General features: G+C 32.3%; 21 protein-coding genes. All 21 read right to left on the minus strand.

What is annotated here, in order from left to right; all coding sequences use genetic code 11:
• Positions 1-147: 147 nt before the first annotated feature.
• Complete coding sequence (locus VGE71_RS06315; RefSeq protein WP_331137560.1) at positions 148-615, minus strand: SRPBCC family protein; 468 nt, start codon at positions 613-615, stop codon at positions 148-150.
• Between the two features lie 112 nt (positions 616-727).
• Complete coding sequence (locus VGE71_RS06320; protein ID WP_331137561.1) at positions 728-1408, minus strand: porin family protein; 681 nt, start codon at positions 1406-1408, stop codon at positions 728-730.
• An 83-nt stretch (positions 1409-1491) separates the two neighbouring features.
• Complete coding sequence (locus VGE71_RS06325) at positions 1492-2073, minus strand: TIGR00730 family Rossman fold protein (RefSeq protein WP_331137562.1); 582 nt, start codon at positions 2071-2073, stop codon at positions 1492-1494.
• A gap of 96 nt (positions 2074-2169) precedes the next feature.
• The gene (locus VGE71_RS06330; protein WP_331137563.1) at positions 2170-2694 is read right to left on the minus strand and encodes a GNAT family N-acetyltransferase; all 525 of its coding nucleotides are present in this window, start codon (positions 2692-2694) and stop codon (positions 2170-2172) included.
• A gap of 137 nt (positions 2695-2831) precedes the next feature.
• Positions 2832-3956 (minus strand): lactonase family protein, encoded by a 1125-nt coding sequence (locus tag VGE71_RS06335; RefSeq protein WP_331137564.1) that lies wholly within the window; start codon positions 3954-3956, stop codon positions 2832-2834.
• 99 nt (positions 3957-4055) lie between these two features.
• Positions 4056-5159 (minus strand): MBL fold metallo-hydrolase, encoded by a 1104-nt coding sequence (locus VGE71_RS06340; protein ID WP_331137565.1) that lies wholly within the window; start codon positions 5157-5159, stop codon positions 4056-4058.
• A gap of 2 nt (positions 5160-5161) precedes the next feature.
• The gene (locus tag VGE71_RS06345) at positions 5162-5584 is read right to left on the minus strand and encodes a DUF1801 domain-containing protein (RefSeq protein WP_331137566.1); all 423 of its coding nucleotides are present in this window, start codon (positions 5582-5584) and stop codon (positions 5162-5164) included.
• A 1-nt stretch (position 5585) separates the two neighbouring features.
• Complete coding sequence (locus tag VGE71_RS06350) at positions 5586-6626, minus strand: serine hydrolase domain-containing protein (protein WP_331137567.1); 1041 nt, start codon at positions 6624-6626, stop codon at positions 5586-5588.
• Between the two features lie 100 nt (positions 6627-6726).
• Positions 6727-7095 (minus strand): nuclear transport factor 2 family protein, encoded by a 369-nt coding sequence (locus tag VGE71_RS06355; protein ID WP_331137568.1) that lies wholly within the window; start codon positions 7093-7095, stop codon positions 6727-6729.
• Positions 7096-7174: 79 nt separating this feature from the next.
• The gene (locus tag VGE71_RS06360) at positions 7175-7387 is read right to left on the minus strand and encodes an ArsR family transcriptional regulator (protein ID WP_331137569.1); all 213 of its coding nucleotides are present in this window, start codon (positions 7385-7387) and stop codon (positions 7175-7177) included.
• Entirely contained in the window at positions 7384-7803 is a 420-nt protein-coding gene (locus tag VGE71_RS06365; RefSeq protein WP_331137570.1) for a hypothetical protein, read from the minus strand. The genes VGE71_RS06360 and VGE71_RS06365 overlap by 4 nt, the downstream gene beginning before the upstream one ends.
• 36 nt (positions 7804-7839) lie before the next feature.
• Complete coding sequence (locus VGE71_RS06370; protein ID WP_331137571.1) at positions 7840-8328, minus strand: SRPBCC domain-containing protein; 489 nt, start codon at positions 8326-8328, stop codon at positions 7840-7842.
• A gap of 104 nt (positions 8329-8432) precedes the next feature.
• Positions 8433-8867 carry a hypothetical protein gene (locus VGE71_RS06375; RefSeq protein WP_331137572.1) on the minus strand — a complete coding sequence of 145 codons (435 nt, stop codon included), beginning with the start codon at positions 8865-8867 and terminating at the stop codon, positions 8433-8435.
• 145 nt (positions 8868-9012) lie between these two features.
• Complete coding sequence (locus VGE71_RS06380; protein WP_008468622.1) at positions 9013-9219, minus strand: helix-turn-helix domain-containing protein; 207 nt, start codon at positions 9217-9219, stop codon at positions 9013-9015.
• 11 nt (positions 9220-9230) lie between these two features.
• Positions 9231-9773, minus strand: a complete 543-nt coding sequence (locus tag VGE71_RS06385; protein ID WP_331137573.1) for a DUF2975 domain-containing protein — start codon at positions 9771-9773, stop codon at positions 9231-9233.
• A 148-nt stretch (positions 9774-9921) separates the two neighbouring features.
• Complete coding sequence (locus VGE71_RS06390) at positions 9922-10602, minus strand: DUF4919 domain-containing protein (protein ID WP_331137574.1); 681 nt, start codon at positions 10600-10602, stop codon at positions 9922-9924.
• Between the two features lie 210 nt (positions 10603-10812).
• A complete protein-coding gene (locus tag VGE71_RS06395) occupies positions 10813-11547 on the minus strand; it encodes a DUF2625 domain-containing protein (RefSeq protein ID WP_331137575.1) in 735 nt (244 codons plus the stop codon).
• A gap of 39 nt (positions 11548-11586) precedes the next feature.
• Entirely contained in the window at positions 11587-11925 is a 339-nt protein-coding gene (locus VGE71_RS06400) for a n-acetylglutamate synthase (protein ID WP_331137576.1), read from the minus strand.
• Positions 11926-11976: 51 nt separating this feature from the next.
• On the minus strand, positions 11977-12387 hold the full coding sequence (locus VGE71_RS06405; protein ID WP_331137577.1) for a hypothetical protein: 411 nt from the start codon (positions 12385-12387) through the stop codon (positions 11977-11979).
• Positions 12387-13031: a suppressor of fused domain protein gene (locus tag VGE71_RS06410; RefSeq protein WP_331137578.1), complete on the minus strand. Its 645-nt coding sequence runs from the start codon at positions 13029-13031 to the stop codon at positions 12387-12389. The genes VGE71_RS06405 and VGE71_RS06410 overlap by 1 nt, the downstream gene beginning before the upstream one ends.
• 110 nt (positions 13032-13141) lie before the next feature.
• On the minus strand, positions 13142-13789 hold the full coding sequence (locus VGE71_RS06415; RefSeq protein WP_331137579.1) for a suppressor of fused domain protein: 648 nt from the start codon (positions 13787-13789) through the stop codon (positions 13142-13144).
• Positions 13790-13795: the final 6 nt, after the last annotated feature.

Consider the following 13795-nt stretch of genomic DNA (forward strand, 5'->3'; position numbering starts at 1 on the left):
CTTAATCTATATTTTAAGTTCGCAAAGCTTTGAGTTGATAAAAGCTTATAAAGACAAAGCTTTGCGAACTTTTCATTTTAATGAATCTCAGAAAAAACTTGGCGACCTTTGCGTAAAACCTTTGCGTGCTTTGCGGTTAAATCAAAACTAAGCTAATCCTTTAGGAAAACGATCTAAAACTAAATTCAGTAATAAATGATGTTCTAAATACGCTTTTGCACCCGCCAAAACCAACGTAAAACCTTCTGTAGAATTACGGACTTGATCAATTATTTTATCAGAATCTCCGTGAAATCCTGAATTGGTAATACTAACAAAAGTTTCATTTTCGTTTAACGGATTAAAAACCCATTCCACCAAAGTGATTTCATCAGGATTTCCCCATTCGATTACAATCTTTTTATTTTCTTGTAAAACCAGTGTTTTAACCGAAAGAGAAAAACCATACATCTCCCAGGTCCATTCTGTTTTTTGATTTTCTTCTAATTTTCCTGATCCTTTGGTAAACCAAAATTTACTCGTAATCTGAGGATCAATAAAAGCCTGAAAAACTTCCGAAACAGGTTTTCGAATCAGCATTTCGGCCTTTGCATATTTGTTGTTTTCTGTTTTCATTCTTTAGAAGTTAGAGGTTATAAGTTTAATATAAGAAGTCGATTTTATCTGAAAACTTCTTTTTTCTTCTGACCTCTAAATTATGAAATTGCTGTAGTAAATGTGCTAAAATTTAATTAAAACTATAACCTAGTAATAAATTAAGTGAATTGGTTTTAATAGTACCATTGTGAATAATCTCTGTATCAGAAATATTCGTTAGACCTAAATTTTCTCTTATTTCAATATAGATTTGACTGTCTTTATTCAGTTTGAATTCTTTTCCAATTCCGGCTGAAAAACCAAAATCTATTGATTTTTTATATTTTGTGTCTTCATCATCTGAAGCAATTGTATCTGGAATATTTGATTCTGATTTTTGTCCGGACTTAAGTAAATAACCCAAATAAGGTCCGCCATTTATGTAAAAACTTTTATCGCCAGAGAAATTATACTTTAACATAATTGGAAGTACAATATAGTTCAAATAGGCTGTGACTTTATATCTATAATTTCCATCAATTGGTTCTGTTGGTAAATCTGGATTCAGAACATCGATTTTGCCTTTAAAAATTTGAGCTTTTCTTTCATAATTCAGATCTGCTCTTAGTGATAAGTTTTCCTGAATTTCATGTTGAAAAGAGAGTCCGAATACATAAGCGAAACCTGGACTTTTATCTGAATAAGAATCGTAACCTCTAAGGCTTGAGTAGTTTAAGCCTGCTTGTATTCCGAATTTTGCTTTAGAATCTTGTGCTGTTGTTTTAAAAGTGATTAAAGAAATAATGAATAATAAAAAAGTAATTTTCTTCATGTTTTTTGGTTGGATTAATTTGTTGCGAATGTATACAAAAACTGCTTATTCAGAATTGCAATAAGCAGTTTTTAGTCATGATATTAAATTTCTTTTTTATCAATCCATTTTCCAACTGTAGGAGCGGTGTAATTTCTCATTTGGTGCAATAAATCTTCAATGTTATCACTCACCAAAAGCATTTCTCTATTAACTTCTTTGAGTAAACCTTTGGAGGTCATGGTTTGAAGTAGTGCAATGAGTGAATGATAAAAACCATTTACATTCAAAATGGCGATTGGTTTTTTATGAAGCCCCAATTGTGCCCAAGTCAACATTTCGAAAAGCTCTTCAAGAGTTCCAAAACCGCCAGGAAGAGCAATCACGCCGTCGCATAAATCATTCATTTTTGTTTTGCGTTCGTGCATGCTTTCTACGACAATTAATTCGGTCAAATTTAAATGCGCAATTTCTTTAGATCTTAAAAAGTTTGGCAGTACACCAATTACTTTTCCGCCTGCATTTAATGCTCCGTCTGCAACTGCGCCCATTAAGCCGACATTTGCGCCTCCGTAAACTAATTCTATATTTTGTTCTGCAAGTGTTTTTCCCAATGCAGTTGCTTGTTCTTCGTATATTTTTTCGGTACCAAAACTTGAGGCACAGAAGACTGTTATTCTTTTCATTTTTGTATTATGGATTATGAGTTGTGAGTTGAAAGTTTTAGAGCTAAAAGAATTATTTTAGTTTTAGTAAAACTTCTAACTCTTAACTTTTAATGTCTAACCTTTTTTTAATTCGTATTCAAAATACGGTAGTTCGACGCCATTCACATTAAAGGTCAAATCATTAATTTTTTCTGCTCCGAGTTTTAAAATGGCTTTTTGGGAACGGAAATTTTCTGCTCCAACATGAAAGAGAATCGAATTAACGTATTGAAAGGCGTAGTCAATCAGTAATTTTTTGTTTGACTTATTGTAAGGTCCGCCCCAGTATTTTCTGGTAATAAAAGTGTATCCAATTGCAACGCTCGATTTTTGAGGATCGTAATCGTAAAAACTTGTTGTTCCCATTACTTCATTGGTTTGTTTATCGAGAATTAAAAACGGACTTTTTGTAATTATGATGTCAAAAAAAGTTTTAAATCCTTCTCTTTGATAACGGTTTTTTACAGGATTTTGTTCCCAGATTAACGGATCAGAAGCTGCTTCAAATAATACTTCAAAATATTTTTCTTCTAACGGAATTAATTTTGTGAGTTCATTTTCTAAGATATCTGGCTGTAAATTGAAGTTTGATGTTGACATTTTTTTATTTTTTAATTAAGTCAAGTTTGTCATTTCGACCGAAGGGAGAAATCACACTAGTATTTCCGTACAGAAAAGTTCCAATCTTTGTAGAATTAAGAGTCTGATTTCCCCCTTCGGTCGAAATGACACAAGAATTAAATTTTCTTAATCTGAACGCAAGAAACATGCTCCATTTTTATTTGTTTTCCTGTTTTCTTTAATAAACCAGTTTTAAAATCTCTTTTAAAAACAACAATATTTCCTGTTTCAACGTTTGATGCAACTAGAAATTTACCACTTTCGTCAATGGCAAAAACACGTGGATGTTTTCCTAAAGTAGATTGATAACCAATATTTTTTAGCAATCCGTTTTTGTCTATTGAGAAAATTGCGATGTTGTTTTCTTTTCCTCTATTGGTCGCATACAGAAATTTTCCGTCTGGCGAAATATGAACATCCGAGCTTTCAAAACCTTCTTTTATTGTATCAGGATGCGTTGCAATACGCTGGATTTTGTTCAAAATACCATTTTCATATTTATAAAAGCTTATCTGTCCCGCCATTTCTTCAATACAATATCCAAATTTTTGGTTCGGATGAAAAGTAAAATGTCTCGGACCAGCTTCTAAATCGGTTTTTGTAAATGGATTTTTCGTTTCCACTAAAGGCTTTTTCTGATTTTCATCAAAAGCATAACAACGAATTTTATCAGCTCCTAAATCGGGTAAAAATAAATAATCGTTTTCAGGCGAAAACACAGCCGAATGTACATGTGATCTTGTTTGTCTTTCTTTATGAGTGCTTCCGTCTAAATATTGAAAATTCTGTGCAATAGAATCGATTTTGCCATTTTCTAAAACTGGAAAAACAGAAACGCTTCCTTCGTTGTAATTAGCGTTTGCAATCCATTTACCACTTTTATGTACAGAAACATAGACAGGATTTTCGCCTCCGCTTCTCTGACTGTTTAAAAAAGTTAAACTTTTATTTTTAGGATTGAATTCAAAACTGCTAATACTTCCTGCATTTGGCGTTTTGGTATCGGTACAAGCATAAACATATTTTCCGTTGGGAGAAACTGCCAAATAAGACGGATTCACAACATTCTTAACCGCAGTAAATTTGGTTAATTTCCCGTTCAATGTATCCAATTCATAAACCTGAATTGCGTCAGCGGTTTTATCACGATTGTAAGATCCCAAAAAGACATAAGTATTTTGAGAAAAAAGGTTTATCGTTAATAAAAATGCAATTGCAAAAAAGTATGTTTTTTGTTTCATATTTTCAGTCTCGGTTTTCAGTCAGAGTTTTCAGTCTCAGTCTCAGTTTTCAGTTTTCAGTTTCAAGGCAATCTAAAATCTAAAATCTGCAATCTAAAATTATTGAACTCCTTTCCACCATTGTTTAAATTCCTGTTTTTCGTTTTTCAATTGAATCACTTCTCCAATCATTGGTGTGATTAACGGAATCGGATTTTCAGACAAACTATTTAATTCAGTTACTTTATTTAAAGGTTCATCCCAAGAATGCAACGATAAAGCAAATTTTGAAGAATGTACAGGAAAAACTCTTTTCGCTTTTAAGTCTTTCATGGCTTTAATTACATCTTCTGGCATATTGTGAATGTATTTCCACTTCTCGTTATATTGACCATTGTCAAGCAAAGCAACGTCAAACGGACCGTATTTTTTGCCAATTTCGGCAAAATGAGTATCATAACCGCTGTCTCCTCCTAAATACATTTTAAAGTCTTTGGTTTCTAAAATGAAGGAAGTCCAAAGTGTATTACATCTTTTAAAACTTCTTCCAGAAAAATGTCTAGATGGAGCTGTATGAAGCGTTAGATTTTCATCTAATTGAATGGTAGAAAACCAATCTTTTTCGATGATATTTTCAGTTGGAAAGCCCCAGAATTCAAAATGAGAACCGACACCAAGAGCAGTGATAATTTTTTTGGTTTTAGGTTTTAATTTTAAAATGGTATCATAATCCAAATGATCGTAATGATCGTGTGTAATCAATAAATAATCAATTTCAGGAAGATCTTCAACGGTGTAAATATCAGATCCTTTGAAAGATTTTGTAGTTCCGGGAATAGGAGAGGCGTTACCGCTGAAAACAGGATCAATCAAAAAACGTTTTCCGTCCAACTGAATAAAATAAGACGAGTGCCCAAACCAAACTAAAACATCTTGATTGGCAGAAAGCTCTTTTAAATTGGTTTTTACAGACGGAATCAAATCGGTTGGTGTTTTTCTATCTACCTTTTTGAAGAAGAATTCAAACAAAACTCCCGCCATACTTGCGCCTTCAGCAAGATCGGGAGTGAAGGATTGATTTTCGAATTTACCGTTTTTATATTGAGGCGAATTCTGAATTACAGTTAGTCTTTCGCCAGAAGGTGCTTTTCCAAATTTTGGATGTTTTAGAAATCTATAAGTAGCAAAAACTATTAAAAACAGAAGAATTAAGAATGTGATCATTTTTATTTGGAGGGATATAATTTTTGTGTGTATTCGACAGACAGTAAAATTATCTTTTTTAAGATTTCAATGTCGATATCGGTTAATTTTTTAATGTAAATACAAGCTTTAGAAGAAGTATGTTTTCCAAGTTGCGATAAAAGTTCTTCTCTATTTTCTTCAGGCAGATAAAAGTAAACGGTCATTGCTGTTTTTCTTGGTGAAAAGCCAGCTAATGGCGCATCTCCTTCATGTCCGCTTTCATATTTGTAATGATAACTTCCGAAACCAATAATACTCGGTCCCCACATTTTGGGTTCAAATCCTGTGGTTTCTTGTATGATTTTAAGAAGTTCAAAAGCATCGTTTCTTTTTGCTTCATTTTCAACAGCGTTAATAAAATCAGTAACGCTGTTTTGGGTTTCTGTAGTTTTATTTTTTGCCATTTTACTTTTTATTTAATAAATCACTTTTAAAAAGAATGTTTTTGATTTTGAATTCAGTTGCGTAAAACAAATTTGAATCTTCTGGCATCTGATTTTCTAAAACGATCAGACTTACATCACTTTCAGGAAAGTATAAATTTACAGCAGAAAATCCGTTTCCAAGACCAGTATGGCCAAAATATTTTACAGGTTCTTTTTCAATAATTCTTAAGCCGTAACCGTATCCTTCTTCCTCTTTTCCGAAGAAGTTATGCTGATTTTTAATGGTGTATGATGTCATTAATTTGTACGATTCAGGTTTTAGAATTTTCCCTTTGTGAAGATTATTATTCCAGATTAAAAGATCTTTCACATTAGAAACAAGGCCGCTCGAAGGTACTTTGTACGGACTTATTAAATTGTTCTCTGCTTTTTCAAAATTGTTATTGTTGCTCATGTATCCTGTAACTAAATTTTGATCGCTGTCTTTAGAGTAACAAAAGGTATGATTCATTTTTAGCTTTTTAAACAGATCATTTGCCAGTTCTGAATAGCTTTTTTTAGAAACCGCTTCAAGAATCTGACCTAATATCGGATAGCCTTCATTACCATATTTAAAATCACTTCCGGGTTTGAAAAGTAAAGGTTTTTGTAAATCAGTGATTCCATGCGAATGATTTAATAACTGATGCACTGTTATAGTGTCTGCCCATGTTTGTTTTAAATTGGGCAGGTATTTTTTTATTGGAGTATGAAGATCAATTTTCCCTTTCTCTACTTCTTGCAAAACCAAAGAGACAGTAATTTGTCTCGTTAAAGACATAATTTCAAATTGACTATCGAGTGTTAAAGGTTTTTTGGTTTCCAAATTGACAAAACCTTTTGCTTTTGAATAGACTGTTTTTCCATTTTTCGAAATCAAAACCACACCACTAAATTTCGGATTGGCATTTTGAATTACGCTATCAATAGATTTTTGATAATTGTCTTTTTTCTGTGCCGTTAAATTACAGCTTGTTAAAATGATTAGAGATAAGAAGGCGATTTTGGTGATGTAATTCATTTTTGTTTTAGGAGGTTATTTTGTTTCAGGTTTCAAGTTTCAGTTTTTTCAGTCGCAGTCTCAGTTTTCGGTCACTTTAAACTGAGACTGCGACTGAAAACTAAAACATCCCATTTTCATTAATAGTTTCTTTTGGAATTGGTTGTCCTAAATCCCAAAGTTCTACTATTTTATCATCTTTGAATTTTAGGATGTGAACTACGGCGAAACCAATATCTGTAGGGGTTTGTTTAAGATGCGAATGTACCGCAACGAGATTTTCATCTTCCAAAATATGATGAATTTTAAAAATCTTATTTGGATTTGTTCTGGCAGATTCTTCCATGGCAAGCATCAAAGTTTCTGCATCGCCTTTGAAGTGTGCGTTATGATGCTTGAAATTCTTTCCGACATATAATCGAAAACCTTCGTGTGAATGCCCTTTTGCAGCAAGATTCAGGAAGTTTCTAGCGATTTCTTTCTTAGTCATAATTCAATGTTTTAAAGCAAACTAAGGTATGAAATTAAGCGCTATAATTATTGCAGAAAACGCACTGAATTTTATAAAATTAAATTACTTCAGATTTGATTTTTGAAAGGTCTATACCAAGTTTAGCGAACTCTTTTTCTCCCAATTTGGTAATATAAAAATGTTTGTCAGAAGGCGATTTTTTAGCAATCCATTTTTTGTCGGCAAAATTTTCCAAAAGTAATTCGCCGAGTTTGCCACCGAGATGTTCGTAGCATTTTTTTGCTGGTTTTATAGAAGATTCATCACTCATGATTGTTTCTTTTTTGTAGCAATTTTTGAAGCTAAATAAGCCGCTGGAAGATAAGCAAAAACTAAGTCGATAATGCTAAACCAAATTGGAGACGGAAGCGTGTAAACCATGACAATGCCACCAAACAAAAAGAAAGCTCCAATAAAAAAAGCCAGTTTTGTTTTGTTTGAAGCCGCAATCAATGCTGTAGTCAAAGCACCGCCAAAAGTTCCGATCGCGTGCGCTAAAAACGGAAACAGAAAATGTTTGGGTTCAAACAAATGCATCGTTGCTTTTAAACCTTCTGCAGTTGTAACATCTGCGCCGTTTGGAGGCGGAATTATAGAGCCACTTATTGAAATAATACTCATATTGACAATGCTTCCAATAACAAGACCAGCAAGAACTGCCAAAGTGTTTCTAAAAAGTGGATTCATAATTTTCGTGATTTAGTACAACGAATTTATGAAAAATTAATTTCCTGCCGATAACTTCTTCTCGTTTTCTGTTTGCGGTTTTCCTGTAGCGTTTGGTTCTCCTTTTCCTGTTTCAATAAGTTTTCTTAGGCTGTTCTGGATATAATTTGTCCAAGCATCGCGACAGATTTCAAAACATTCGTATTCTGGAACTAATCCGAGATGAGTGAAAGTCAATTGGGTTTTTCCGTCTTTTTCTTTGATTTCAAAAGTAGGTTTTGTTCCTGTCCATTCGGTTTTGTCTTCAGTGAATTTGAAATAATTCTTTTCGATAAACCAAACCATTTTCTGATTCGGAATTACTTCAATCAATTTTATTTTACAGCGATGAACATCTTCATAATGATAATCAAATTCGTCATTTAACTGGGCTGTTTTGCCTTCAATTTCTTCAGACCACCAGCCTCGAACGTTTTGAACGGCTTTAAAAACTTCTGCAGGCGAATGGTCCACTACTATTGTTGTGGTAAAATCGTGAGTGCTCATACTTTTTTGATTTAGAAATTAGTAAAGTAAAATTACAATCTAAAAATCAATTGTTTAAGGTGCTTAAAAGACAATTTTGAGGTGCGTTTCGGACATGATTGTTTTTATTTTGAATTTATCTCATCATAAACAAAAACTAAAAAATATCCGTTTTTTGGTTTAAAACTATAAGGTTCAAAAAATTGGTAAGGATAAAAATCATCAAATTTTTTTGTTTTATAAAACTTTCCAGTTAAACGAATTGTTTTGCCATCTAATAGACTTTGTTTGTTTTTTGATGAAAATTTTTTGATTTTTTCCTTTTTCGTATCCAAATAAAAGCAATACTTTATGAGTTGTGTTGTATCATTTTTGAAATGTTTTTCTAATATATAATTAGGTCTGTCTGTAGTTGCCCACATAACATATTTAACATCAATTGTTTCTGTTTTTTTACTAATTAATTCATAATATTTGAATCGGTTTTTAGAAGCATTATCATTTTTGCAACTGAAAAGTGAAATGATAATTAGAAGAAATAGTGTTTTCAATATATTCATATCTAAAAGTTCTTTTTACATTTCATTTCAAGATTTTTAATGTAAATATGTTTTGATTTTATATTAACATCATTATCTATTTGTTGTATAAAATGTTTTTTTTTGTACGAAAATACAAATAAAATATGAAAAATTCTTTAAAGATTTAATCTTCTGAAAACTCTAAAATATCTCCAGGCTGGCAATCTAAAACTTTACAGATAGCTTCGAGAGTACTGAAACGAATGGCTTTTGCTTTTCCGGTTTTTAAAATGGAAAGATTGGATAGAGTTAAATCTACTTTTTCTGAAAGTTCGTTTAATGACATTTTTCGTTTTGCCATCATGACGTCTAAATTTACTATAATAGGCATAATTTTTTCGTTTAGATAGTTAATTCAATTTCAGATTGTATTTCGATTCCTCTTTTAAAAATTTGTGCGATAACCAATAATATGATTGCCATAAAGATCCAGACGCTGCCACCTTCAAGATTCAAGCTTTCTAATGTGGGAACTTTTACATTGTTTGTCATCAGCCAGTTGTTGAATTTTGCTGCCCAAAGTGAAAACAAACCAATTCCGAAAGACAGATAAGCTATATAAGATATAAATCTTCCCATTTCTGCTGTAAAAGGTTGTGTTATGTTTATCTTTTTTTCGTGTAACATTTTTACGATTAAGTAAAACATTATGGCTTTTAAAATGGCGACAATACTCATAAAACACATTTCCTGAATATAATACGAAGTATTAAAATTATAGATGTCCAATAAATTTAAAAAACGGGCATTATACGAATTTATAGTCATAGTGTAAATTCCGTTAAAGAGATACATACCAGCTTCTACAGATAAACCAATAAAGATGATCCAAGATAAAATGTTTAAAATTTTTAGGATCTGCGATGTTCCAATTTTAATTTCCATTTGTAATTAAGATTAAAAGTTTATTGTGCTAAAGTAATAAATGTTTATTGATAAACAATAAAAATGTTTTAATAATCAAAAAAAAACTCCACCAGCATTATCTGTTGGAGTGATGAATATTCTTTTATAAAAATTAAAAAAAACTGGTTTATTTAAGTGCTTTCCTCTCGTTTTCCAGCATTTTTTCGATATTAAAATAAATTCCGTCTACGTTGTAAGCGCCTTTTTCAAAACTAAGATAATCGCAATTTTCGACTAATGATTGTCCTTTTGATTCGAGTTCAAAGAGATTTAATAAGACATATTCGTGTTCAACGAGTAAGACATGAAAGCCAGTTTCACATTTTTTACCATCTCCCGAAGACAGAATTACATTCATAATACTATGAAATTTAAAAGCAGCAATTTTAGAAGCTGCTTCATCTCCTTTCAAATGATAAATATAAGAGAGGTAATTTAGTTGTCTTAGATCGAATGGAAATTCACTCAAAGAATGATTGGATAGTTTAATGATCTCATCATAATCTGAAGTTTCCAGTTTTTCTTTGCTGTAAAATTCATTGAGTTTTTTCTCATCTGGAGATCTCCAGAAAGCATTGTATTTGGGCTGAAAAACATATCCCAGATACAAATGGCGATATTCTTCTTGTGTCAAAAGAGTATCATTTTTCATGAGTCTTTCCATTAGTTTGGGATAGAAGAATTGGGAGCTTTTATTGTTTATTTCTTTTTCAATCGCTTTGTAATCGGGAGTTGTAAAACCAAGTTCTTGTGAATACGTTTGCGCTCCGAAAGTAAAAAATAGGAGAAATAGAATTTGTTTTAGCATGATTTAGAAGGTTTTAGGTTGTAGTTCTGATCTTACTAAAATACTAATTATTTTAACACAAAATGTTCTTATGAAAACACAATGCGTGAAGGATGGGAGTGGCATCCTTTTATATTCCCGATGGCTATCGGGAATATAAAAGATATAACGGACAGCCTGACCCGGAGGGACACGCCCATAAAATGCTTACTTTATTTTGAACGATAAATTTTAATGTCCCAGCTGTTTTCTTAAATCTAAATTTAAGCTGTATTGCTCTTCAACAGGAATGATTTTTCTTTGCACTTTGTTGATGTCGCTTCCTTCTTCTGTCCACAAAAACGGATAAAAGTTAAATACCTGATCACCCTGAAGTTGCGGTACTTCTTTTTTCCAGTTTTCCCATCTGCTGCCCGCATAAAATTTGTCGAGATCGTTTGTAAAACAGAAACCTAAGAATTCAGAATAGGAAATATCCAAGGGTTCGTATTCTAAATTATCGGGCGAAAAATAATAGACTTTGCCAAGATCCTGACCAAGAGCTCCGCCATTTAAAATGTAAAAGCCGCCAAGGGCATCATCTGCGATTAATAGAAAAGAAGGCGTTTCTCCTGCTTCTTTAAAAGACTTGCCTTTGTTCCAGTCTGGAAGACTTCGGTTAAGTTTAGAACTTCCTGAACCTAAAATTCTAATCCAGCCGTTATCGATTAAGATGCCACCAGTTTTGTAAACCACGGCTCCCATTGGAGATTTTGTGGTGACTTGTACTTGATACAGTGCATCTTTGGCTTTTTGCGGGTCGGCAGGCAAAACTTCTACTTTGTTTTTGGCGCTGTCAATCCATTCTTTTATCAGTTTCCATCCAGAATCATCTTGGTCTATAAGTTCGTTTACGGGGCGCATTTTTGTTTGTGAAAAAGTTATGGTGGTTAAAAATATAAAGGCGGTTAATTGAAAAAATTTCATTTTAGTTTTGGGTTAATGCGGTTTGGTTATTAATCGAATTTATTGTTCTTCAATTATCGAATTCCCTTTGGATTGGTCTCCCGATGTCCATTGCCAGATTTCATGAAGTCTTATTTTTCCATTTTCTAAAATTTCTGGTTTAGAAGTACAGATTCCCGTCATTAATTCACCTTTTTCGTTTACTTGATGGTAACGCATTTCGATGTTTCCCAGATTATCGACTAAACCAATCAAATGACCTGAAATGATTTTTCCTCCTGTATATTGAGAAGTTAAGATATTGCCTTCTTGTTTGTATAGAAACGTTGTTTCATTAGAAGTTTCTCCGTTTTCAGTATTGCTTACAGGTTTAAAAATTTTGTTGTTGTAATTGATCATTTTGTAAAGTGAAATTTTATCTTTTTTGAATTGATGTTCTTTAAAGCTGTTTTAGCTATTTTGAAAAATAATTATACCTGAAAATTTTTCTATCTGATCTAAGATAAATAAACTATCATTAAAGTAATCCATATCAAAATCCTCATCTCCCCATAATTCAAATCTTTTTTGAGCAGTTTTTAATTTTTGTTTATCGAAAGGTTCTTCGTTCCAATCTGTTTCTAGATCTTCGGCAATTTCTAAAGCTTCTTCATTTACATGTTTTTCCTCAGATAGATAAATATAGAAACGATATTCATCATTAAAAATCAGGGTAATTTGATTATCTCTAAGGTCAATATCTGGTTGATCTTCATGGTCAGATTTCTGATAAAATTCCTCTAAATACTCTTTTAAAGCCAAAATGGTTGCATTTGAAGAAGGCAATATATAAGCAGAATAGGAATAAAAAGTATTAGCCATTATTTTCTGTTTAAGTCAGTTATAAGTAGTGAATTGTTTTCTTTTAGTTTGTTAACTAATTCTTCCACTTTTTCAGGATTTTCTACAATGTGTTCGTATTCTCCAGAAGTGATTCCTACGATTTGAAGAAAAGAAACTTCGCCATGAGGAGTTTGTTTTTTGGGAACTTCAGGATCTGCTACAAATACCAATGCAGTAATTTCGGTATCAGTGTTTAAACGAATCGGACCGTTGGCTGGCATATAATGAAATTCTTCGAACCAATTTCCGCTATCAAAAACATATTTGGCAATATTTTGTAACAATGCGACAGCCCAGCTTGGATTTCCATTATCGGCTTCGTAAGGTTTTAATCTAAAGGTAAGTTCAAATCCCCATTTACTAAATTCACCATCTACTTTTTCTTTGTTATAATACAACTCCGAAAAACCGTAAGTGATAAAATGGTAATGATCTTCCTGTATTTTACTTTCATAATAACTTACCCCGTCAAGCGGATGCTCACCACCCAGCATATAACTAATTGCTGGTGCAAAATGTTTAGGTTCCTGACCAGGATATAAGCGATCAAATTCTTTATCGATTTCTAACCAGCCGACAGCATCATCTTCTGTAAATTCTTTTTTGTATTCTTCTAAGTTCATTTGTATAGTTTTCTCGTTAAAAGCATCTACAAGATATTATTTTTATTGGAGAAAAGTAAATTCAGAACATAAAAAAATCCGATTTTTGAAAGAAAATCGGATTGTGTATTTTAATTTTTTCGATTTAAATCGGTAATTAATAACGGATTGTTTTCCTTTAGTTTGTTAACTAATTCTTCTACTTTTTCCGGATTCTCTACAATGTAATCAAATTCTGCAGAAGTTATTCCTACGATTTGAAGAAACAAAACTTCACCATGAGGAGTTTGTTTTTTGGGAACTTCAGGATCTGCTACAAATACCAATGCAGTAATTTCGGTTTCGGTGTTTAAACGAATCGGACCGTTGGCTGGCATATAATGAAATTCTTCGAACCATTTTCTGCTATTAAAAACATATTTGGCAATATTTTGTAATAATGCGACAGCCCAGCTTGGATTTCCGTTATCGGCTTCGTACGGTTTTAATCTAAAGGTAAGTTCAAATCCCCATTTACTAAATTCTCCATCTACTTTTTCTTCGTTATAATATAATTCTGAAAAACCGTAAGTGATGAAATGATAATGGTCTTCCTGTTTTTTACTTTCGTAATAGCTTACACCATCTAGCGGATTATCACCACCAAGCATGTACGGAATGGGAGGAGCAAAATGTTTAGGTTCCTGGCCAGGATATAAGCGATCAAATTCTTTATCGATTTCTAACCATCCAACAGCATCATCTTCTGTAAATTCTTTTTTATAGTCTTCTAGCTTCATTGTTTA

This window comes from Flavobacterium sp. (assembly GCF_036405015.1).
Taxonomy (GTDB): domain Bacteria; phylum Bacteroidota; class Bacteroidia; order Flavobacteriales; family Flavobacteriaceae; genus Flavobacterium.

Bases quoted from the DNA above. Each gene is read 5' to 3' on its own strand.
- VGE71_RS06350 (WP_331137567.1), bottom strand. From the start codon at position 6,626: ATGAATTACATCACCAAAATCGCCTTCTTATCTCTAATCATTTTAACA.
- VGE71_RS06345 (WP_331137566.1), bottom strand. From the start codon at position 5,584: ATGGCAAAAAATAAAACTACAGAAACCCAAAACAGCGTTACTGATTTT.
- VGE71_RS06360 (WP_331137569.1), bottom strand. From the start codon at position 7,387: ATGAGTGATGAATCTTCTATAAAACCAGCAAAAAAATGCTACGAACAT.
- VGE71_RS06380 (WP_008468622.1), bottom strand. From the start codon at position 9,219: ATGCCTATTATAGTAAATTTAGACGTCATGATGGCAAAACGAAAAATG.
- VGE71_RS06320 (WP_331137561.1), bottom strand. From the start codon at position 1,408: ATGAAGAAAATTACTTTTTTATTATTCATTATTTCTTTAATCACTTTT.
- VGE71_RS06400 (WP_331137576.1), bottom strand. From the start codon at position 11,925: ATGATCAATTACAACAACAAAATTTTTAAACCTGTAAGCAATACTGAA.
- VGE71_RS06410 (WP_331137578.1), bottom strand. From the start codon at position 13,031: ATGAACTTAGAAGAATACAAAAAAGAATTTACAGAAGATGATGCTGTC.
- VGE71_RS06325 (WP_331137562.1), bottom strand. From the start codon at position 2,073: ATGAAAAGAATAACAGTCTTCTGTGCCTCAAGTTTTGGTACCGAAAAA.
- VGE71_RS06315 (WP_331137560.1), bottom strand. From the start codon at position 615: ATGAAAACAGAAAACAACAAATATGCAAAGGCCGAAATGCTGATTCGA.
- VGE71_RS06390 (WP_331137574.1), bottom strand. From the start codon at position 10,602: ATGCTAAAACAAATTCTATTTCTCCTATTTTTTACTTTCGGAGCGCAA.
- VGE71_RS06365 (WP_331137570.1), bottom strand. From the start codon at position 7,803: ATGAATCCACTTTTTAGAAACACTTTGGCAGTTCTTGCTGGTCTTGTT.
- VGE71_RS06405 (WP_331137577.1), bottom strand. From the start codon at position 12,387: ATGGCTAATACTTTTTATTCCTATTCTGCTTATATATTGCCTTCTTCA.
- VGE71_RS06370 (WP_331137571.1), bottom strand. From the start codon at position 8,328: ATGAGCACTCACGATTTTACCACAACAATAGTAGTGGACCATTCGCCT.
- VGE71_RS06395 (WP_331137575.1), bottom strand. From the start codon at position 11,547: ATGAAATTTTTTCAATTAACCGCCTTTATATTTTTAACCACCATAACT.
- VGE71_RS06375 (WP_331137572.1), bottom strand. From the start codon at position 8,867: ATGAATATATTGAAAACACTATTTCTTCTAATTATCATTTCACTTTTC.
- VGE71_RS06335 (WP_331137564.1), bottom strand. From the start codon at position 3,956: ATGAAACAAAAAACATACTTTTTTGCAATTGCATTTTTATTAACGATA.
- VGE71_RS06355 (WP_331137568.1), bottom strand. From the start codon at position 7,095: ATGACTAAGAAAGAAATCGCTAGAAACTTCCTGAATCTTGCTGCAAAA.
- VGE71_RS06330 (WP_331137563.1), bottom strand. From the start codon at position 2,694: ATGTCAACATCAAACTTCAATTTACAGCCAGATATCTTAGAAAATGAA.
- VGE71_RS06340 (WP_331137565.1), bottom strand. From the start codon at position 5,159: ATGATCACATTCTTAATTCTTCTGTTTTTAATAGTTTTTGCTACTTAT.
- VGE71_RS06385 (WP_331137573.1), bottom strand. From the start codon at position 9,773: ATGGAAATTAAAATTGGAACATCGCAGATCCTAAAAATTTTAAACATT.
- VGE71_RS06415 (WP_331137579.1), bottom strand. From the start codon at position 13,789: ATGAAGCTAGAAGACTATAAAAAAGAATTTACAGAAGATGATGCTGTT.